This window comes from Desulfobaculum bizertense DSM 18034 (assembly GCF_900167065.1).
GTDB lineage: Bacteria > Desulfobacterota > Desulfovibrionia > Desulfovibrionales > Desulfovibrionaceae > Desulfobaculum > Desulfobaculum bizertense.
This window is the reverse complement of sequence record NZ_FUYA01000014.1, coordinates 11154-30545: the sequence shown is the minus strand read 5'-3', so window position 1 is coordinate 30545 and position 19392 is coordinate 11154. Positions and strand designations below refer to the sequence as shown.

The 19392-nt window shown below is 54.5% G+C and carries 16 protein-coding genes; 3 read left to right on the top strand and 13 right to left on the bottom strand.

Annotated features, from left to right (window positions below):
• Window positions 1-125 precede the first annotated feature (125 nt).
• From B5D23_RS14355 to B5D23_RS14335, 5 genes are all read right to left on the bottom strand, one after another.
• Window positions 126-854, bottom strand: coding sequence for an ABC transporter ATP-binding protein (locus B5D23_RS14355; RefSeq protein ID WP_078686149.1), 729 nt, complete (start codon window positions 852-854; stop codon window positions 126-128).
• The gene (locus B5D23_RS14350; protein ID WP_078686148.1) at window positions 854-1621 is read right to left on the bottom strand and encodes an ABC transporter ATP-binding protein; all 768 of its coding nucleotides are present in this window, start codon (window positions 1619-1621) and stop codon (window positions 854-856) included. Before B5D23_RS14350 ends, B5D23_RS14355 begins: the two co-directional genes overlap by 1 nt.
• Window positions 1622-1628: 7 nt before the next feature.
• On the bottom strand, window positions 1629-2705 hold the full coding sequence (locus tag B5D23_RS14345) for a branched-chain amino acid ABC transporter permease (RefSeq protein WP_078686147.1): 1077 nt from the start codon (window positions 2703-2705) through the stop codon (window positions 1629-1631).
• A gap of 17 nt (window positions 2706-2722) precedes the next feature.
• Window positions 2723-3649 carry a branched-chain amino acid ABC transporter permease gene (locus B5D23_RS14340; protein WP_078686146.1) on the bottom strand — a complete coding sequence of 309 codons (927 nt, stop codon included), beginning with the start codon at window positions 3647-3649 and terminating at the stop codon, window positions 2723-2725.
• A gap of 111 nt (window positions 3650-3760) precedes the next feature.
• A complete protein-coding gene (locus B5D23_RS14335) occupies window positions 3761-4927 on the bottom strand; it encodes an ABC transporter substrate-binding protein (RefSeq protein ID WP_234985107.1) in 1167 nt (388 codons plus the stop codon).
• Window positions 4928-5280: 353 nt separating this feature from the next.
• Between B5D23_RS14335 and B5D23_RS14330 the strand changes: the two genes are divergently transcribed.
• The 3 genes from B5D23_RS14330 (at window position 5281) to hemC (ending at window position 7186) form a co-directional block, all read left to right on the top strand.
• Window positions 5281-5898, top strand: coding sequence for a D-sedoheptulose 7-phosphate isomerase (locus B5D23_RS14330; protein WP_078686144.1), 618 nt, complete (start codon window positions 5281-5283; stop codon window positions 5896-5898).
• Window positions 5899-5930: 32 nt separating this feature from the next.
• Window positions 5931-6173 (top strand): FmdB family zinc ribbon protein, encoded by a 243-nt coding sequence (locus B5D23_RS14325; protein ID WP_078686143.1) that lies wholly within the window; start codon window positions 5931-5933, stop codon window positions 6171-6173.
• 89 nt (window positions 6174-6262) lie between these two features.
• Window positions 6263-7186, top strand: a complete 924-nt coding sequence (hemC, locus tag B5D23_RS14320; protein ID WP_078686142.1) for a hydroxymethylbilane synthase — start codon at window positions 6263-6265, stop codon at window positions 7184-7186.
• Window positions 7187-7611: 425 nt separating this feature from the next.
• Here the strand turns inward: hemC and B5D23_RS14315 are convergent, their stop codons facing one another.
• The 8 genes from B5D23_RS14315 to B5D23_RS14280 form a co-directional block, all read right to left on the bottom strand.
• Window positions 7612-8886 (bottom strand): EAL and HDOD domain-containing protein, encoded by a 1275-nt coding sequence (locus tag B5D23_RS14315; protein ID WP_078686141.1) that lies wholly within the window; start codon window positions 8884-8886, stop codon window positions 7612-7614.
• A gap of 26 nt (window positions 8887-8912) precedes the next feature.
• The gene (gene argC / locus B5D23_RS14310) at window positions 8913-9968 is read right to left on the bottom strand and encodes an N-acetyl-gamma-glutamyl-phosphate reductase (protein ID WP_078686140.1); all 1056 of its coding nucleotides are present in this window, start codon (window positions 9966-9968) and stop codon (window positions 8913-8915) included.
• 9 nt (window positions 9969-9977) lie between these two features.
• A complete protein-coding gene (locus B5D23_RS14305; protein ID WP_078686139.1) occupies window positions 9978-10274 on the bottom strand; it encodes a DUF1844 domain-containing protein in 297 nt (98 codons plus the stop codon).
• 21 nt (window positions 10275-10295) lie between these two features.
• Window positions 10296-11468 carry a pyridoxal-phosphate-dependent aminotransferase family protein gene (locus tag B5D23_RS14300; RefSeq protein ID WP_078686138.1) on the bottom strand — a complete coding sequence of 391 codons (1173 nt, stop codon included), beginning with the start codon at window positions 11466-11468 and terminating at the stop codon, window positions 10296-10298.
• Window positions 11469-11584: 116 nt separating this feature from the next.
• A complete protein-coding gene (gene polA / locus B5D23_RS14295; protein WP_078686137.1) occupies window positions 11585-14284 on the bottom strand; it encodes a DNA polymerase I in 2700 nt (899 codons plus the stop codon).
• Between the two features lie 54 nt (window positions 14285-14338).
• Entirely contained in the window at window positions 14339-15331 is a 993-nt protein-coding gene (locus B5D23_RS14290; protein WP_078686136.1) for a DHH family phosphoesterase, read from the bottom strand.
• A gap of 38 nt (window positions 15332-15369) precedes the next feature.
• The gene (cbiR, locus tag B5D23_RS14285; protein ID WP_078686135.1) at window positions 15370-16161 is read right to left on the bottom strand and encodes a cobamide remodeling phosphodiesterase CbiR; all 792 of its coding nucleotides are present in this window, start codon (window positions 16159-16161) and stop codon (window positions 15370-15372) included.
• A 12-nt stretch (window positions 16162-16173) separates the two neighbouring features.
• On the bottom strand, window positions 16174-19353 hold the full coding sequence (locus B5D23_RS14280) for a UvrD-helicase domain-containing protein (RefSeq protein ID WP_078686134.1): 3180 nt from the start codon (window positions 19351-19353) through the stop codon (window positions 16174-16176).
• Window positions 19354-19392: the final 39 nt, after the last annotated feature.

The following is a 19392-nucleotide window of genomic DNA, read 5'->3' as shown; positions in this document are numbered from 1 at the left end:
GGAATTCAAACTCGATGAGGATACGTAAGGGAATCATTCCCTTACGCGGGGGTTTGGGGGCTGGCCCCCAATCTTCCCCACCCTCCCATCCAGCACTCACGTGCTGGGGCTGGCCCCCAATTTTCCTATACGCCGCCTAAATAGGCTTCACGCACAGAGGAGTCACTGCGAAGCTCGGAGCTGCTGCCACCGGCGACGATTTCGCCGGTGTCGAGAACATAGCCACGATGCGCGAAATCAAGGGCAAGGCGGGCGTTCTGCTCAATGAGTAAAATTGTCATACCGTCCTGATTCAGCTTTTTGAGGGCGCGAAACATGTCATACATGAGTAGCGGAGCAAGGCCCATGGAAGGCTCATCAAGAAGGAGGACCTCACAGCCTGACATGAGGGCGCGGCCGACCGCGAGCATCTGCTGCTCACCGCCGGAAAGCGACTCTGAACGCTGCTTCCGTCGCTCGGCAAGACGGGGAAAAAGGTCAAAGACACGATCGAGATCACGACTTGCGGCCTTGTCATCCTTCCGCGCATAGGTCGCGAGACTGAGATTCTCCATCACGGTCAAGTTCCCGAAAATATGACGCCCTTCGGGAACGAGCGCCATGTGAAGAGAAGAGACGACAAGATGCGGTGGCGTACTGAGAAGAGACTTGCCATTGAAACGAATGTCTCCAGAAATCACAGTTGGTCCTTCTGGCGGGGGGAGACGCATAATGGAGTGAAGCGTGGTAGATTTCCCCGCTCCATTGGAACCGATAAGCGTCACAATTTCGCCTTGGTCGACGGAAAGGGAAACACCGTGAAGTGCCTCAATTCGCCCATACCGAACGTGAAGATTTTCTACAGAAAGTAACATCAGATATTCTCATCTCCCAAATACGCTTTAATGACGGCGGGATCAGAGCGAATCTGCTCTGGAGTTCCCTCGGCAATGGTTGCGCCAAAATCAATGACCTGAATTTCTGTGCAAAGACTCATCACGACCTTCATCTGATGCTCAATCATCCAGATGGTGACCTTGAACTCATCGTGAATCCAGCGAATGAGCTGAATAAGATCCTCAACATCCGAAGAATTAAGACCAGCGGCAGGCTCGTCCAAAAGGAGGAGCTTGGGATCGAGAGCCATAGCGCGGGCAATCTCAACACGCCGCTGCAAGCCATAGGGAAGATTCTTGGGTAATTCGAGAGCATAGTCAGAAAGAGACATTGCATCGAGAATGTCGTGCGCCCGAAGGGAAATGCGCTGCTCGGAGCGGCGGTAGCGACGAGAACGAAAGAGCGCATCAACGAGGTTGTACCCAAGGGCGTGATGCTGCGCCACGCGGACGTTGTCGAAGACGGTCATATCGTTCCAAAGACGAATATTCTGAAACGTCCGGGCAATACCAAGCCCCGTGACCTGATGTGGTTTGAGTCCCCGGGTATTCCGATCATTAAAAAGAATCTGCCCCTCAGTTGGCTGATAAAAACCGGAGGTGAGATTAAAGAGGGTTGTTTTTCCGGCACCATTCGGCCCAATAAGCCCGGCCAAAGCCCCCTGAGACAGCTCCAGATTAAAATCCGAAACAGCCTGCAAGCCGCCAAACTTCTGCGTGAGTCCCTGAATTTTCAAAAGCGACATGATCCACCTACCTGAACGTGTAGAGCTTGCGAAGACGGGGGAACACATCCGAAAGCTCGCGGTTGCCCAAGATGCCTTCGGGCCTGAACTGCATGAGTAAAATCAAAACCATCGGAATGATAACCCACTTCCAGACCTGCCCGATTTCGTAGCTGTCCGGAACAATGCCGACGTAATGAGCAAACATGTTTATCTCTGGAATGATAAAACGGAGAGCTTCAATCAAAAGGGTAAAAAGAATGGCGGAAAGGACGGAACCGGAAAGAGACCCCATGCCCCCAAGATAGACCATGACCAAACATTCTGTGGATTTCAAAATATTGAAAGACTGGGGATTCACATAGCCATAGACATGGGCAAAAAGCCCTCCGGCAACCCCGGCCAAACCAGAGGACACCATAAAGGCCGCAAGCTTCATGCGGTTGGTGTTCACACTCATAATTTCCGCCGCCACTTCATCCTGACACACGGCAATGACGCCTTTGCCGTAAGTGGAACTCACAAACCGCCGCAGGAGCCAAACCGAAAAGAACGTGCCGAGCATAATCCAGATCATCATCCACGGAATTTCGGAAACATCATACATATTGTTAATGACGCGCTTCATCCCCTGAAAACCGCGCGGACCACCAATGCTGTCCATGTTCTCAATGGCAGAAATAATCATGTAGTTCGCGGCAATGGTGATAATGGCGAGATAGTCGCCTCTGGTCCGAAAAGACGGGAGTGCGACAAGCAGTCCGGCAAAGGCTGCGGCCAGACCGCCAATGCCAATCACAACGGGAAAAAGCCAGACACTCAGCGCCGGGTCCAGAAGCGGCGCACCAAAAACACGATCCTTGGCAAAAAAGAGCACGGAAATTACCGAAGAGACATAGGCTCCCACACACATGAAGCCCGCATGCCCACAGGAGAACTCCCCCATGTAGCCGTTCACAAGGTTCAGACTCGTGGACAAAATAATGTTGATACCCATGAGCATAATAACGGTCTGAATGTAGAGGTCGATCAGCTCATAGTGGGCAATGGCAACCACAAAAAAACCGCCAAGAATCAAAAGCGCGTTCAGAGAATATTTTTTCACGGCGAGCCTCCGGCAGGTCAAATCTTGGTGGTGCGGGCAATGCCAAAGAGTCCAGTGGGCTTGAGCCACAGGATACCGAGCAGAATGGAAAACGCGAGGAGATCGCGGAAGGTCGAGGGAAAGACCGCAGCAACGCCGATCTCAATGAATCCGAGCAAAAAGCCCCCCAGAAAAGCCCCACGTATGTCACCAATGCCACCGACAACCGCCGCAATGAAGGCTTTCCAGCCAATGATTGCGCCCATGTACGGTTCAAGGATGGGATAGCTCATGGCAAAAAGCACACCGGCCAGCCCGGCAAAGCCAGAGCCAAGAATAAACGTGAACACAATCACGGTATCAATGGGGATGCCCATAAGCGGCACAGCAAACTTGTCGTAGGAGACAGCACGCATGGCCATGCCGATACGCGTCTTTGTAATGATGGTCTGGAGAATGAAGAAGACCAGCACCGCCGCAAGGATGACGGAAAGCTTGAGGTTGGTAATGGAGACATCGCCAAAGGACCAGACAGTCTTTTGCACGAGTTCCGGAAATTTCTTTCGGCTCGCCCCAAGCAGGGCCAAATTGCCATTTTCCAAAACCAGCCCACACATCAGGGCGGTAATGACAACGTAAAGTCGATGCGCGCCCTTTCGTCGCAGAGGGCGATACGCCACCCGCTCCAGTGTGACGCCAACACACGAAGTCAGAACCATGGTCAGCGGAATCGTCAGGGCCAGCGCGAACCACCCCGGCAGGCCAGCCCACGCAGCGCCGCCGTCACCGCCAAGAAGCGCCACCGCGACAAAAAACGCAATGTACGCCCCGACCATAAACACGTCACCGTGGGCAAAATTAATAAGCAGCAGCACGCCGTAAACAAGCGTGTATCCCAGCGCAATGAGGGCATAGAAACTGCCCCACTGCAACGCGTTCAGCAGATTCTGAATAAAGAAATCCACGCGCCCCTCCTGTTCTCAACTCGACGCAGGCCAGCCTGCCTGCGCCATGCAACAGCATCCTTTCACCAGCGAAAAAGCGCGCAACAGGCTCCCCTGCTGCGCGCTGTGCTTTTACTCGTCTGGGCAAACCTGCTCAGTGAAAACGAACTCATTATCTTCGCTAATGCGCACCACAACAGCGCATTTGACCGGATCACCCTGCTCATCAAAGTGCATGGCGCCCGTTACACCGTCGAACTTTTCAATGTCAGACAGCGCGTCGCGAATGGAGCGGCGCATTTTGCGCACCGAAGATTTCACTTCGCCAGTGTCCTGAATGGCCTGCAAGACCATGCGGGTAGCATCCCACGTCAGAGCGGCAACATCATCCGGCACGTAGCCATACTTTTTGGCAAAGCGATCAATGAATTCCTTTGTTGCGCCCTTGGCGCCAGCAGCGGCATAGTGGGTTGAGAAGTACTGCCCCACGCAGTCCTTGCCGCAAAGGTCCAGCAGTTCGGCAGAACCCCAGGCATCTGACCCCATAAAGGGACCTTTCCAGCCAAGGTCGTGGGCCTGCTTCACAATAAGGGCGACCTGATTGTAGTTGTCCGGGACAAAAATAAAGTCAGGCTTGGCGGAAATAATTTTGGTGAGCTGTGCAGAGAAGTCCTGATCTTTGGTGCCATGCGACTCAAAGGCCAGCACGGTATCCTTGCCCATCTTTTCTTCCCAGACCTGCCGGAAAATTTCGGCAAGGCCTTTTGAGTAGTCATTGGAGATGTCGAAGAGCACGCCAGCAGTCTTTGCGCCAAATTTCTTTGCGGCAAAGTTGGCGGCCACGGGACCCTGGAACGGGTCAAGGAATGCGGCCCGGAAGACCCACGGGCGATCCAGCGTTGTGTCGGGGTTGGTAGACCATGGTGAAATCATTGGTGTACGATTGTCATCACAGGTACCACCAGCAGGAACAGCCTGCTTTGAAGAATTCGGGCCAATGATTGCCAAAACTTCATCGCGCTCGATCATCTTAAGCGCAACGTTCACTGCGGACTCTGCCTTGGATTCATTATCTTCATAGATGAACTCCAGAGGATAACTCTTGTCTCCAACCAGAAGACCACCTTTTGAGTTAATGTCTTCTTTCAGCATTTCCGCAGCATTACGGGAGGACTCCCCAACTTTTGGAATGTCGCCCGTCAGAGGAATATTAAAGCCTATGCGAATGCTCTCAGCTGCCCGCGCCATCCCAGCAGTGGCAAAAAGTAGTACAAGAGCAATGAGCAATACCCGTTTCATACGTCCCTCCATCTGTAACAGTATCCCTACATTTCACTTTTCTACGCAGACTCCTCTTTACTCTATAATGGCAAAAATTGGAACGATTGCAAGAACTGCATCGCATTTTTCATTCTCAATTGCCTTATAAATCAACAAAATATCCATTCTGTCACTTTCACAGGCGCATTTTTTTCATTTGGATATTTCAACGACTTTTTTGTACCAAAAAAATAAACCTGAGCCGGGGAGCGCCTCCCGCAAAACCCAGGGCTTGCTTTTGGTCAATTGGGCGTTATTGTCTTGATCACGGAAATGGGGTAGCTCAAAATCCGTCATGTCGCGTTTTCGCGGCCCTAAAAAGGATGACCATTATGCCAAACAGCGCACGAAATATCGTTTTGGAGCACGCCACAGAAGGCGCTCGACTTCGCGAAGAATTCTTTCGCGACGCTGCCGATCAGATTGTGGAAATTGCTCGGCTCATGGCCGTTTGCCTCGCTCGCGGAGGAAAAATTCTCCTCGCAGGTAATGGTGGCTCTGCCGCGGACGCGCAGCACCTCGCTGCGGAATTCGTCAATAGATTCCTGATGGAACGCCCGCCGCTCCCAGCAATTGCTCTGACAACCGACAGCTCTATTTTGACCGCCGTCGGAAATGATTATGGATTCGATCAGGTGTTCGAAAAGCAGGTCCTCGCCCTCGGTAACCCCGGAGACGTCTTCCTTGCCATCTCAACCTCTGGGAACAGCACCAACCTTGTTCGCGCCCTGCGCGCCGCTCAGGAAAAAGGCCTCACCAGCATTTGCCTCTCTGGCAAAACCGGTGGCGAAATGGCCCCCCTCTGCGAGCACAAGATCTTGGTCCCCCATGAGCACACACCTCTGATTCAGGAAATCCACATCGCCGCAGGGCATCTGCTTTGCCAGCTCGTGGATTACTATCTGTTTGAAGCTGTGGTGGAACTCACTCCATATCTTGAGGAAGATTAAGCACCTGTTGACATTACAGGGGAGGAAATATCATGCCTATTCATGAATTTAGATGCAAAAAGTGCGGTGAAGAATTCGAGGAACTCGTCATCGGTTCCAGTACTTCTGTAAAATGCCCCTCTTGCGGGTCAGACAAGACCGAGCAGCTCATGAGCTGTTGCCGATTCTCCACGAACGGCAGCCCCTCTCCCGTTGGCTCCGCGTCCAGCAGCTCCTCCTCCAGTGGCGGCTGCGCTGGGTGCTCCGGCGGAAACTGTTCCTCCTGCGGACATTAATTTACACAGAAATCTTTTCCATCTTTCGGAGATGCCCGTCTCAAGAGCATCTCCGATTTTTATACTTTTAGCCCCCCAAGATGCCCACTATGAAAAAAATTACCATCGCCACTCGCGGAAGCAAGCTCGCCCTTTGGCAGGCCAACCACATCAAGGACTGCCTTCAGGCTCAGTATGAGGGCCTCGACGTCGAGCTGCTCATCATCAAGACCACTGGCGACAAGATTCTCGACGTCCCTCTCGCCAAGGTTGGCGGCAAAGGTCTCTTCGTTAAAGAAATTGAAGAAGCCATGCTCAACGGCCGCGCTGACCTCGCCGTCCACAGCATGAAAGATGTCCCGGTCGAGCTTCCAGAAGGCCTCGTCGTCGGCGTTAACCCCACCCGTGAGGACAACACCGACTCACTCCTCTCTGTGGAGTATGGTAGCGTTGACGAGCTTCCAGAAGGCGCAAAAATCGGTACCTCTTCCCTCCGTCGCCGCGCTCAGCTTCTCGCTCTGCGCCCCGACCTCAACGTCCTCGACCTGCGCGGAAACGTCGACACCCGTCTGCGGAAACTCATGGAAGGCCAGTATGACGCTATCGTTATGGCGACCGCTGGCGTGAAGCGTCTCGGACTCTCCGCCCCCAAGGTCTCCCCGCTCGCTCCGCCGACCTTCATCCCCGCCGTCGCGCAGGGCGCCCTCGGTATTGAGTATGCCGAAGATGGTCCCATGGCTGAATTTCTCGAATTTCTGAACTGTCGCAACTCTCGCGTTACGGTTCAGGCTGAGCGCGGTTTCCTCACCGGTCTCAACGGCGGCTGTCAGGTGCCCATCGGCTCTCACGCCGTCCTCGACGGCGACACCGTGGCCCTCACCGGCTGTGTCTGGAACGTCGAAGGAACCATCACCATTCGGAAAGAAATCTCCGGTCCCGCCGACAAGGCTTTCCAGCTCGGTCTCGACCTCGCTCAGCAGGTCCTCGATGCTGGTGCTAAGGAAATCCTCGACGAATTATATTGCGACGCATAAGGCGGCATACTCTGCTAGGGGCGCAGTTTTATTGGGGCGCTGCCCCAAACCCTGCAAGGGGCGCTGCCCCTTGACCCCGCCCAAGGACGAGGCCCTTGGGAATCCCGCTTTCGCCCGAAATAAAAGGGGACCGAAATGTGATGAGAGCTACGCTCTCCTCTCCATTTCGGTTCCCTTTTTTTCGGCCTAGTTAACTGCGCGTGTGTTCTTTTTCTTTGCGCTCCAACCCTTTCTTTTTGAACGCAAGCGTTCAAAAAGAAAATGGTGGTGAACTCGCAGAAGAGAAAGAAGCTCTCGACGCTATGCCCAACAAGTTTAAAAGCCGTTCAAGCGAAGCTTGAACGGCTTTTAAACTCGATGAGGATACGTAAGGGAATCATTCCCTTACGCGGGGGTTTGGGGGCTGGCCCCCAATCTTCCTACAATTACTTGTCATGAACGCCGAGGACTTGCTGAGTCCAGAGGAAGGAGCGGGAGTAGCAGTTGTCGGCGGTAGCGAGAGGGACGCCGAGCTGGCTGGCGTTCTGGAGGATAGAGGCCTCTTCGCCAGCCTCGTAGGCCTGAGAAAGGTTAAGGAAGGGCGCGAAACGGCCTTCGCGTTCGAGCAAGGCCTGCTTGAGTTCACTGTCGAGTGAAAGGCCACTCAAGACATCCTGCATGGGGATGCCGAGAAGGCAATCCACAAAGGAAAAAAGGCCGAGTAAAAAGAGCGCATCTGGGGAGACATCGACACCGCGTAATTCTTCGCCCATGCTTTCAAGAAAGCGCCCACGCTGAACAGAGAGAAAGGCGACCTCGTGAGACTGCTCTGTCATGGAGAGATCGGCCATAACGGCGACGCGAAGCCACTGACGCAGCTGCTTCTGGCCGAGCAGGGTCAAAGCTCTGGCGACAGAGTCGACTTTGTAGCGAACGCCAAAGCCAATGGAGTTGATGTACTGTAACAGGCGCAAACTCAAAGAGAGGTCGGACTGAACAATCTTGGCAAGCTGCTGAATTTCACAGTTGGGATCGCTCAACTCCTGCACGAGCTGCATACGCGCAAGCTTACTGGAGGAAAGCTTTCGCCCCGGCAATATTTCTGGCCGAGAAAAGTAATACCCTTGAAAGAGGGTAAACCCGAGTTCACAGGCAAGAGTGAAATCTTTTGTGTCCTCGATTTTTTCAGCAAGCAGAGTGCAGCCGAAACTGCGCAAAGGTTCAACAACGGAGCGGATGGAATCAGGGTCCTGATTCAGACCGAGGAAATCGACTTTGACGATGTCGACAAGTGGGAGAAACGGGGCAAGCGCCTGCTCTCCCATGTAGTCATCCAAGGCCAAGGTGTAACCGCCATCCTTGAGGGCCTTAAGCGCATCCAGAATTTCTGGTGTTGGCTGAACATCCTCAAGAATTTCAATTACGGCTGTATCTGCTGGCAAGGCATAGGCGACGCCATCCAGCAAAAGCTTTGAGGTGAAGTTAATAAGTGCGCGCTGGCCTTTTCCCATTGCCTCTTTGGCAAGGACAAAGCCGTCGCTAATGACTTTTGCTGTTGCGCTATTCCCGTCAGTCACCGCGGCGCAGGAATCGCCGCGGGACTCACGAAAAAGGAGCTCGTAGCCAAAGACTTTCCTGTCTGTATCAAAGATAGGTTGCCGGGCCACGCAAACAGATTCCGCAATGCAGGAAATAGGATTCCCGGAATGCGAATGATCCATAAAATCTCCCCACTCCCTAACAGACGCTAGGGAACAAGCGGTGCGAGGTCGAGACCAGCATCAAGCGGCTGCTCAAGCATAAGGTTGGCATTGGCAAGGGCCTGACCGGAAGCACCACGACAAAGATTATCGATCACAGAGACCACAATCAGACGACCTGTTCTGGGGTCAACGACGAGACCAATGTCACAAAACATGGTGCCACGGACGTGGCGCACTTCCGGAAGTTTTCCTTCTGGGAGGACGCGAACCCACGGGCAGTTTGCATAGGCATCGGTGTAGGCTCTGCGAACATCCTCAGCCCCTACCCCATCGGCAAGCTGGCAATAGGATGTGCTCAAAATTCCACGATTAATGGGCAAAAGATGAGTGTTGAATGAAACTGTCAGTTCAGTTCCAGCAACACGCCCAAGCTCCTGCTCGATTTCTGGGGTGTGGCGATGCCGTCCAAGGTTGTAGGCTCGAAAAGAGTCTGCGACCTCACAATACAGCGCGCCCACACTGGGTTTTCTGCCGGAACCTGTCGTTCCGGACTTGGAGTCTATGACAATGCCCTGCGTCAGGACAAGTGACTCACGCAATGCCGGGGCCAGGCCTAAAATAGCCGAGGTCGGATAGCATCCGGGATTTGCCACAAGCTGCGCTCCGACAATGTCCTTTGCGTTGAACTCTGGCAGACCAAACACGGCATCGGGAAGCAACTCTGGATGGCGATGCTCAAGGCCGTACCACTGGGCATAGGTTTCCGCAGAATTGATGCGAAAATCAGCAGACAGGTCGACGACCTTGACGCCCTTTGCGACAAGGGCAGCAGCCATGTCCATTGCAGTCCCGTGGGGAACGGCCAAAAACACGAGGGCACAGGCCTCGGCAAGGTCATCAACATCGGGCTGAGAAACAGGACAATCCGCAATGGGGAAACCGCCAAGCCCGGGATAGAGATCGCCAAGAGTCTTTCCAGCTTCGGAACGGGAGGTCGCCCGCACAAGCTCAAGGCCGGGGTGCCGGGCCAAAAGCCGGGCCAGCTCCATACCTGTGTAGCCAGTGACCCCAACGAGTCCAACAGGAATACGATGTGACACGAAAATCCCCTATTTGGATTTCAAAATGTATTTCATGCGAACCTCATAAAGAAGTCCGTCAAGCATCTGCTTTTCTTCTTCTGTCAGGCAACCCGAAGTTTTTTCCTGCAACATGGAGAGAACATCAATCGAATGCTTGGCAAGCACGAGATCCATTTCTGTCTTTCCGGTGCTGGGTTCCGGGACTTCGCCGAGCTGAACCAGAGCGGATGAAGCAAGAGACATAATAAACGTTGAGAACGTGACTTCGGGCATGGATGAGCCAGAAGCACCACACGAATTCTGGGCAGTCTTTTCTTCAGACATGATTACTCTCCTCTGTGAGTCTTAGGCAAAATCCTCAGGATAGCCTTCGTCAGAAGCTTTTTCATACGCAGCCATAGCCTGTTCAAGGACGTTGTCAGTTTTGACTTCGCCGTCACAGGCTGCAATGGAATGCATCAGGGCCATGATACCGGCCAAAACATCACCATAGTCAACGTGCCCCATGTGGCCAAACCGAACAATGCGTCCCTTGAGGGAATCCTGACCTCCGGCCAAAATGATGCCATAGCGCTCAGCACAGCAGGACAAGACGGCCTGACCATCAACGCCCTCGGGCAGCTTGATGCTGGTCAGTCCCCACGTGTAATGATCCTCAGCAAGAAGAGTGAGGCCCATTGCTGTGGCGGCGGTGCGCACCATCTGCGTCAAAGCCCACTGGCGACGGAAGACGTTTTCCATGCCCTGCTGACGGAAAAGGCCGAGGCAGGTGTGCAGCCCCATAAGCAGATTAATGGGGGGCGTAAACAGCGTCTGAGAATTCTTGAGAATCTTGTCGCGCTCACCAAGAAGGTTGAAATAGAACTCGCGCGGACGGTTTTCCTCAACCCGCTTCCATGCACGCTCAGACAGCGAAATGAAGCTCAGGCCGGGAGGAAGCATCAAGCCTTTTTGCGAACCAGTCAGCAGACAGTCAATGCCCCATTTGTCCATTGGCAGGGGAGAGATGCCCACAGCGGAAATGCCGTCAACCACGAGCAGGATGTCCTTTTCGCGAAGGTACTCGGCAATTTCCTTGATGGGATGCAAAACGCCTGTCGAAGTCTCAGAAGCCTGAACCAAAATACCTTTGACCTTGGGGTACTGACGCAGAGCGGTCTCAATGTGCCCAATGGTGATGGGCTTGCCCCACGGCACGGAAATAATGCCCGTATCAATGCCATAGGTAGAGGCAATATTTCCCCAGCGTTCGCCAAACTTGCCGCCTTCGATAATCAAGACCTGATCGCCTTTCTTAAAGAGATTGGTCACGGCTGCGGTCATGGCTCCAGAACCAGAGCTGGCCAGAGAAATAACAGGCTGAGAAGTCTCAAAAAGCCACTGGAGATCTTTCTGGATTTCGCCAAGAAGCGCGGTAAAGCCGGGCTTCCGGTGGTGAACCATGTCCATTGCCAAGGTCAGACGAACTTCTTCCGGAAGCGGCGTTGGTCCCGGAGTCAGCAAACGCATTTTATCCATTGTAATTCCTACCCTTCCTCATGGTGAAACGTCATCAGGGGTAAACGCACCCTGTGAATCAATGTAATGGCGTGCAGCGGGACTGCACAGCCAGGGCAAAAGGAGCGCTGGGCACTTTAGTGTGCTTCTCCCCAGTTTTCACCGATACCCCAATCCACAACAAGTGGAACAGAGAGGTCATAAATCCCTGTCATTATTTCTTCAAGTCTTTGACCAGCCTGCGCTGCATTTTCTGGAGCTGCTTCGAGCAGCAGTTCGTCATGTACCTGAAGTATCATTCGGGCATCCAGTTCCTGCAAAAGTTCATCGCGATGAACAGAAAGCATGGCCATCTTGATGATGTCCGCGGCACTGCCCTGAATTCTTGTATTAATTGCCTGACGCCGTGCAGTGGACTGGTGATGCGAGTTGCGAGAGTTGATGTCTGGCAACATGCGGCGACGCCCGGCCAAGGTCAGCACGTGGCCGTCGCGTCGAGCGTCCTGCTCCACGGAATCATAAAAATCTGCCAGCCCGGAAAGGCGCTCAAAATAGCGCTCAATAAAGGCCTTGGCTTCCTTGACTGTGATGCCAAGCTCACGACCGAGCTTCTGCGGTCCCATGCCGTAAATCAGCCCAAAGTTAATGGTCTTTGCATTACGGCGCTGGTCAGGCTCAATCTGGTCTGGAGCCACGTCAAAAAGCAGCGCAGCAGTGCGGGAGTGAATGTCCTCACCCTTGCGGAAGGCATCCACCAAGGCTGGTTCCTGAGAAAAATGTGCGAGCACGCGTAGCTCAATCTGCGAGTAGTCAGCCGCTACAAGCGACTTGCCTTCTCCAGCAGTAAAGCAGCCACGCATCCGCTTGCCCATGTCCCCACGAATAGGAATATTCTGGAGATTCGGGCCGGAGCTGGACAGACGCCCAGTTGCCGTTGCGAGCTGGTTAAAGCTCGTATGCACCCGCCCATTGGCATCCGCAGCACGGGGCAGCGGCTCAAGATAGGTCGAACGCATCTTTTCCAGCTTTCTCCAGCTCTGAATGTCTTCAATGATGGGGTGCTCCTTGCGGATTTTTTCCAGCACATCAAAAGACGTCGAGGGAGAACCGCCGGGCGTTTTGCCACGAGGTTTCAGCCCCAAATCCGTGAACAGCACTTCTGCCATCTGCTGGCTGGAGCGCAAATTAAAATCCTTTCCGGCCTGCTCGCGAATGCGGGTGGTGTAGCCCTCAAGTTCGGTGCTCACTTCGCTCAGGAATTCAGCCAAGGTCTTGGCGTCAATGCAGATCCCCTGCTTTTCCATGTCCGCAAGCACCGGAATCAGCGGCATTTCCAGATCACGAAGAAGTGCGGTCAGATGCGCAGCCTCAAGACGCTTTTTCAGTCCCTGCCCCAAGGCAGCAGCACGGCAGGCTTCACCCACGACCTCAGCTTCCAGCACTTCGGGAGCAAGACGCTGATTCAGGCGATCCCACGAATAATCGCGGTCTTCTGGCGACAGGAGATATGCGGCCAGCCCCAGATCACACCAGCGCTCCAAAGGCACCGTGCTCCAGCGGGAATCCGCACGAAGCAGTGCCTTGACCGACGGCGTCACAATTTCTGAGGCCACACTCAGCTTCTCCAGCAACTCGTCAAGCGAACCAGAGCTTTTCCACTCCTGCCCATTAATGCCAAGCTGCCAGCCTTCTTCCAGAGGAAGCAGGCCAACAGGCGTCCCGGCGCAGTCAGGCAAGGCACGAGGCGTTGCAGCACTGCGCACAATCTCTTCTGCGGGAGCGGCGGGCGCACTGATGCCACCCATACCAAAAAGGGAAAGCTGCTCTGCCCCTGATTTTTTGGCGGATTTCCCTGCTGTCGCCTTGGCTGGCGCTTCTGTGCCAGCTGCGCCCTGAGCACTGGCAGCAGGCGCCTCGGCCGGAGCAGGTTCTGCGGGCCGGGGAATAAAATGCTCAAGGTCCCGCAGCAGAGTGCGGAACTCATATTCTTTGAGGAATGCCGCGACGTCATGAAAGTTTGGCGGGGTCACAGCCATGCTGTCCAGAGTAATTTCCTGACAGACATCTGTGGACAGGCGGGTCAGCTTCCTGAACAGGAACGCGTCTTCCATGTTGGCGTCGAGCTTTTTGCGCATGGCGGGCTTGAAATCACCCTCGCCAGCGTTCACCGCATCACGAAGCTCTTCCAGCGTGGGATACTGAGCCATGATCTTGACCGCAGTCTTTGGTCCAACGCCGGGGACACCGGGGATATTATCCGCAGAGTCGCCAATAAGAGCCTGAAAGTCAGCCCACTGATCTGGCTCAAGACCTGTTTCCTTGCGGAAGTCTTCGAGGCTGGTGAGCTTTTCCTTTCTGGAACCGGGGTCCCAAAGATACACACGCTCATCAAGGCACTGTTTCAGGTCTTTGTCTGCGCCGACAATCACGACGGGATGCTGTCCCTTGAGGTGATCGGCAACAGCGGCCATGCAATCATCAGCTTCCACACCATCAGAAATAGTCATGTGCATACCAAGAAGCTTGACCACCTCATGGGCAGGATCAAGCTGCATGGCAAGGTCTTCTGGCATCTTGGGACGCTGGGCCTTGTATGGCTCAAAAAGTTCATGGCGGAAGGTGGGGCCTTTTCCGTCAAAAAACACGCCCATGTACTCGGGCTTTTCGTTTTTGAGAATGTTCAGGAGCATGCGCAAAAACATAAAGACGGCGTTGGTAGGAAAGCCGTCCGAGCGCTGCATGTCGCGAAAGGCGTAATAAAAGCGGTAAATAAAGGCGTGACCATCAACGAGAAAGACTGGGGAACTTTCCAGCCCAAGACGTTCTTTCAGGGACATGTGCTCTCCGTATGCGCCACATGGGCGACACGCTCACCCAGCAGGCGGCCCAAATCAGGAGCCAGTGTGGGAGCGAGAAGTTTTAGGTTTGATGCGATTCCACAGGAAGACTTCTACAGGTCCCTCCCCCGTGGCATCAAGCGGAATTTCGGCCCGGGCAGCGTTGCGGTGCCCGCCAGCAGAGCCAACATCGCCAAAGCAGCGCGCAGCAAATTTGCCCATATCCCGGCGCAGGCCATCACCACGGAAAATGGCGACCACCCGGCCGTCAACCGTTCCAGAAATCACGGTCCAGTCAGCACCCTGCACCCGCAGGAACAGGTCTGCAAGAATAACCAGAATATCAGGACTTTCGACGTCTTCAAGATAGGCAAACAGCCCCGGCCCTGTCATTCGCAGCTTAAAGTACGCCTGACAAAAATACCGGAGCCAGTCGAAATGGAACTCGCTGCGATAAATTTTGCGCAGCAGCAGCGTGTCTGTAAACTTGTGCAGATACTGAAATGCGCGCAGGTCAGTCTCGCTAAAGGCCCGCTCAAAATTCATGGTATCGGTCTTGATGCCATAGGACAGCGCCGTAGCCAAAAGCTTTCCGGGACGAACCTTGAGGTTGTAGAGATACTCTGTCAGACGGCTGGCATTCGCGCCATATTCTGTCTGAATGTCCACATACTCCGCGTTGACAGGATGTTCATCAGACAGGGGATGGTGGTCAATGACCACAGAAAACGGCACACCGGAAAAAGATTCATGGTGATGAGGCTGGGAATCCACAAGGGCAAAGCGGTCATACTTTTTGAGCATACTCTTGCGGAAACGAACGGTAGGAATACGCAGGCAATGGAGCATTTCCAGATTATCCGGGCGTGAAATCTCATTCACATGGGCAATGCCCACACTCTGCACCCTGCGTGACATAATCCTCTTGAGGGCCATAGCAGAAGCCAGAGCGTCAGGGTCAGCATTCATGAGAATGAGCCAGGATTCTTCCCGCGTAAACAGAGACAGCAGGTCTTCGAGTCGAGGCACAGAACGGAAATATGCCATTATTCTCTCCAGTACAGCCTGTTTAGGCCCAGATGAAGCTACACAATATCGTGGAGCACAGTCACAGAGTCCAGCAGGCCCTGCTCCTCAAAGACTTCCAGCGTCACAAGCGTGTCAGGCTGAGCCTTTTCAAGCAGCTTGCCGAGCAGGTCTTTCCCCTGTGCAGACAAGGCCGTCAAAGGCAAATGACGCCCCTTTGGACCCGGAGCATTGAGGTGCAGCATACGTATAGAATGTTCATCAAGTTCCTCAAGCAGGAATTCCTGATTGTACGCCAACATATGTCCCAAGTCTAGGCAGAAGCCCACGTCCCACGCCATGCACAGCTCGGCGTAGTCCATGAGATTATGCCCATGCACATTTTCCAAAACGAGCAGACGCGGGTCCAGCCCAGCCCCGGCCCAAGCCTCAAGACAGGCTTTCAGGCACTCCGGACTTCCGGGTGGATGCAGCACAAAACGCCGGGGGGACAAAAACGCAGACTTGCGCGCCAGTCCCAGCACAGCCTGCACCCGCTCCTCTTCGCTGTATTTCTCCAGATCAAGAGGCAGGTGCACATGATAATCCAGATGCAGCTCAGCAAGCCAGCCCGGCAGTTCATCCTCGGTATACGCAAGGCAGGACTGCGTTTCAAAAAAGAGCAAAGCCACTTCTGGAAACACATTCTCAAGGGCAATGCAGTTTTCCACGAGTCCGGCAGGAATAACCCACGACGGGGCCGCAACGCGCCACGGTATGGCGGTAAGCTCTTCTTTGAGCTGATTCAGGCGTTCCGGGGACGACTCCAGAGAGCAGTTGTGCTCCTGTTCAAAAACTGTTCGTGAAATCATTCGTTCTCGTCTTTAGCCCAAAAGATTGAGCTGCTTGGTCTGGCGGACAGTTTTGCTGACCACATGGGAGCGCTTGAGCAAATGCTCTGGAAGCGGTTTCAAAAAAGCCGTGGGTTTCAGCCGCAGCTCATGGCCATAGACCATACGGCTTGCGCTGTGGCTCAAATACAGGCGCGACTTGGCGCGAGTCAGGCCCACGTAAAAGAGGCGGCGCTCTTCATCTTCGTCCGTTGGCATCTCACGCGAGTTTGCATTGCCCGTAAGTGTTCCCACCCCAGCAAAAGGCAAAATACCCTGCTCCAGCGCAGGCAAAAACACGGCTTCAAACTCAAGGCCCTTTGCGGCGTGCAAGGTCATGATCTGAATTTTCTGGGCACGGGAGCGCACCAAATCAAGTTCAGTCTGCATATTGACCCAGTTCACCAGCCCCAGCCAGCCGCCCTGCTCGTCGTAGGCTTTTTTTAGTTTGCGGAACGCCGAGCTTTCCCAGAACAAACGATCAAAGGGCTGTGAATCCTGCAAGTAGGCTTCAAGCGCAACAGGCCCGTCCATAAGCACCTTGTCCGGGACATCAATGAATTCTCGCTCCTCGCCCGGCATGGCCGGATTAATCCCAAGGCTGCGGCCCGCAGTTGCCAGAATCACATCCACACGCGGCTCTGTCCAAAAGGCCTCGGCCTCTGGCACGGCGCACGGCAAACCAAAGCGGTCCAGCAAGCGGCGAAGCGGTTCAATCAGCGCCTTGAAGCGCACCAGAATCGCAATATCTCCGGGCGACATGCACGCGCCCTCGCCAGCGTCGGAAATGGTGTGACTGGTGCTGCCGACAAGCTCTCGCACCCGTTCCCCAATCCACTGGGCTTCCCGCCCTGCTGTTGGGGCAGAAAAAAGCCGGACTTCACCGTCTTTGGGCACGCGGGCATGCAAAGCCGGGCTTCCGGGCAAGGCCGGATGGGCAAGGTCCAGAATGCTCTGTGCCGAGCGGTAGTTGTCTTCAAGCGTGATAACTCGCAGGCTGGGCCACAGCTCTTTCAGCTGCGAACGCACTCTGCCCTGCGCACCACGGAAAGAATAAATGGACTGGTCAGGGTCACCAATGGCGAAAAAGCCCTCGCCTTCCTGCTTGGCGAGCGCAGTGACCAGCCGGAGCTGCAAAGCGGAAAGGTCCTGCACCTCATCAACCAGCACATGCAGGTACGGATTCGCCCAGCTTCCGGACTCCATCTGCTGGAGCCAAAATTCAAGCAGGTCTGTGTAATCCACCAGATTCCACGAATCTTTCACCCGCGAATAGTTCTGCGAGGCATCAAGCAGCTCAGGACCAAGCTCCATGCGCTCACGTGCAAGCCCAAGCCGCTGCCACAGGGACCGCAGCTCGCGTCCAGAAAAGTCTGGATTTGCCTCGGCAAAAACGCGCAGTGCATTTTCTTCGGACAAAATCACAGGAGCCTCACCGTTCAGCTCTTCCCAGCACTCAAAGGCAATGGCGTGCAGGGTATCCGCGCGCGGCAGCACTTCATTCTCTCCACGCATTTCCACAAGGCGCTGCTGAAGTTCATCAGCGGCCCGGCGCGTAAAGGTCAGCGTCAAAATCTGCCGTGGCTTGACCCCGTCACTAAGCAAACGGTTCAGGCGCCCCATCAGGGTATGCGTCTTGCCTGTACCCGGACCAGCAATAACCAGCACCGGTTCAGGCCCGGCATCAATGGCACTCTGCTGGGCGACATTGTAGCGAGAACGCGGAGCCTCCTGCACCTTCGACTGAGCCGCAATACACGGCGTTTTCTCTTTTTCTGGCTGGGCCGCAACAGGCTTTGCCTCTGCCTCCGCAGGGGCTGGAGCCGCAGGCTCACTCTGGGGCACAGGATGCACCAGCGGTGCTTTCTTTGCCGGCATGGCAATCAGGGACGCACCACGCTGCATTTCTTCCCGCTCCAGAGGCGAAAAAGCAGAAATGACACCATACTGTCCATCAAACCCAGACTGACGGAGCACATGCCCCTGACGCATGCGGCGCACGCCCTCGGCAAGAGGTCGGGAAATTTTGGCGATATCCTCAAACGGCACATGCTGCAAAATATCCATCTCGGAACCAAGACGCGCCAAGAGCCGACCATGAAACGCTTTCACCTTTTTGCTGGTGGGTCCAACACCCAGCACTTCCGAGACCAGCTCAGGAAGCGGGAACAAAGACTGGAAACCGGGGTGCCCAGCGGGCTGCTCCGGAAGCTCACGGTCAGCAAGCTCCTGCACACGGTTCAGCACACCAACAGTCAGCGGCTTTCCGCAGACAGGACAAATGCCACCATGCGCCCGGGTCTCGGCCGGATCCATGACAATCCCACACTTGCGATGCCCGTCCAGATGGTACTTGCCCTCTTCCGGGAAGAACTCCACCGTTCCAAGGAAGCGATGCCCAAGAGCCTCACCACGCAGGGCGTGATAAATGCCGTCATACGACTTTTCGCCCTGGAACAGGTTGGATTCACGCCCCAGCTTTTCGCCAGAGTGCGCGTCCGAATTGGAAATCAGGGTATAGCGGTCCAGAGCAGACCACAGCCAGTTCATGTCCGGGTCAGAGGAGAGACCAGTTTCCAGCGCAAAAATCTCTGACGAAAGATCGCCAAAGCATTCTTCCATGCTGTCGAAACCAGACTTTGAACCAAAGAGGGAAAACCACGGCGTCCAGATATGCGCCGGGACAAGGAAGGCGTTTGGTCCTGTTTCCAGAACCATCTCAAGAAGATTTTTTGCATCGAGTCCAAGGATCGGGCGGCCATCGGACTCCAGATTCCCCACCTGCGCAAGGCGGGCAGAAAAGTTTTTCGCCATCTCAATGCTCGGCATGAACACGAGATTGTGGTTTTTGCGAACCTTGCCAGCCTTTTTATAAATGCTGCTAATTTCTGTGCAGAGCATAAAGCGGGTATTGCCCGCGAGGGGCGCCCCGTCCAAAAACGGAAGCTGTTCCCCAAGACCATTCTGGTCCTTGAGCACATAGAGACCAGAGCCATCTGGCTCAAGATATTCTTCGATTTCAGCCATCCACTCTGGATGCGTGAAGTCACCTGTCGCAATGACGTCCAGTCCCTTGGCCTGTGCCCAGGCAGCAAGGAGCCGCAGCGTCAGTTTTTTGCTGGTTGCCCGCGAAAACCGCGAATGAATGTGTAAGTCAGCCCGAAAGAGTTCCATAGCATACCGCCTTCCTGAAAGTGTGGGAGCCGCATGACT

Excerpts from the sequence above, each read along its gene's own strand:
- B5D23_RS14355 (WP_078686149.1), bottom strand. The coding sequence starts at position 854 with ATGTTACTTTCTGTAGAAAATCTTCACGTTCGGTATGGGCGAATTGAG.
- B5D23_RS14350 (WP_078686148.1), bottom strand. The coding sequence starts at position 1,621 with ATGTCGCTTTTGAAAATTCAGGGACTCACGCAGAAGTTTGGCGGCTTG.
- B5D23_RS14335 (WP_234985107.1), bottom strand. The coding sequence starts at position 4,927 with ATGAAACGGGTATTGCTCATTGCTCTTGTACTACTTTTTGCCACTGCT.
- B5D23_RS14330 (WP_078686144.1), top strand. The coding sequence starts at position 5,281 with ATGCCAAACAGCGCACGAAATATCGTTTTGGAGCACGCCACAGAAGGC.
- B5D23_RS14325 (WP_078686143.1), top strand. The coding sequence starts at position 5,931 with ATGCCTATTCATGAATTTAGATGCAAAAAGTGCGGTGAAGAATTCGAG.
- hemC (WP_078686142.1), top strand. The coding sequence starts at position 6,263 with ATGAAAAAAATTACCATCGCCACTCGCGGAAGCAAGCTCGCCCTTTGG.
- B5D23_RS14315 (WP_078686141.1), bottom strand. The coding sequence starts at position 8,886 with ATGGATCATTCGCATTCCGGGAATCCTATTTCCTGCATTGCGGAATCT.
- B5D23_RS14305 (WP_078686139.1), bottom strand. The coding sequence starts at position 10,274 with ATGTCTGAAGAAAAGACTGCCCAGAATTCGTGTGGTGCTTCTGGCTCA.
- B5D23_RS14300 (WP_078686138.1), bottom strand. The coding sequence starts at position 11,468 with ATGGATAAAATGCGTTTGCTGACTCCGGGACCAACGCCGCTTCCGGAA.
- polA (WP_078686137.1), bottom strand. The coding sequence starts at position 14,284 with ATGTCCCTGAAAGAACGTCTTGGGCTGGAAAGTTCCCCAGTCTTTCTC.
- B5D23_RS14290 (WP_078686136.1), bottom strand. The coding sequence starts at position 15,331 with ATGGCATATTTCCGTTCTGTGCCTCGACTCGAAGACCTGCTGTCTCTG.
- cbiR (WP_078686135.1), bottom strand. The coding sequence starts at position 16,161 with ATGATTTCACGAACAGTTTTTGAACAGGAGCACAACTGCTCTCTGGAG.
- B5D23_RS14280 (WP_078686134.1), bottom strand. The coding sequence starts at position 19,353 with ATGGAACTCTTTCGGGCTGACTTACACATTCATTCGCGGTTTTCGCGG.